The organism is Streptomyces lomondensis (assembly GCF_014651035.1).
GTDB lineage: Bacteria > Actinomycetota > Actinomycetes > Streptomycetales > Streptomycetaceae > Streptomyces > Streptomyces lomondensis.
In genome coordinates this window covers 1-689 of the sequence record NZ_BMWC01000050.1, presented here as the reverse complement: position 1 = coordinate 689, position 689 = coordinate 1, and the positions used below count along the sequence as shown (strand labels likewise).

At 58.1% G+C, this 689-nt stretch carries 1 protein-coding gene; it reads right to left on the bottom strand.

Translation table 11 applies throughout. From position 1 onward, the window contains the following. Positions 1 to 78: 78 nt before the first annotated feature. On the bottom strand, positions 79 to 591 hold the full coding sequence (locus IE255_RS40705; protein ID WP_190055153.1) for a hypothetical protein: 513 nt from the start codon (positions 589 to 591) through the stop codon (positions 79 to 81). Between the last annotated feature and the right edge of the window lie 98 nt (positions 592 to 689).

The window sequence follows — 689 nt, the reverse complement described above, 5'->3', positions numbered from 1 at the left end:
GTCCGTCTCCCATCTGGCCCAGCTGTTGGAGGTTTCGGAAATGGTGGTGGCATGATCCCTGGAATTGGTCTCGGAGGTCTAGGATTCGGAGCTAACGCCGATGTTAATGTTGGAGGAGGCCTCGGTGCAGGAATTGGAGGTATCTTCTCGGGCAGTACAGATCTCGCCTCGGGCATCAGCGGCAACGTCATGGGCAACGTCGGTGTCGGCCTCGGCGGTCTCGCAGGAGCCGGTATCAATGCAGGCGCCCATGCGGGAGTCGGTGTTGGTGCTGGAGCCCGCGTTGGAGCCGGTGTCCACGCCGGTGCGAACGTAGGAGCTGGTGCTCGTGTTGGAGCCGGTGTAAACGCCGGTGCGAACGTAGATGTCGGGGCTCGTGTTGGAGCCGGTGTAAACGCCGGTGCGAACGTAGGAGCTGGCGTCGTGGGTCCCATTGGAGTCGGAGTTGGCGCTAATGTCGATGCAAATGTTGGTGTGGCCCCTATTGGCGCTGGAGCCCACGTTGGAGCTGGTGTCAATGTTGCTAGCCCCGTTGGTCCCATCTACGCTGGTGCAAACGTTGGCGCTGGAGTAGCTGTATAAACCGCTCACGACTCTTAGATGTTATCCCCCACATCTTGTGTAGTAATTACATTCGTTTTTCACGTCCTCCCATGATTCCCAATACACACGCAACACAGAATGAGTAC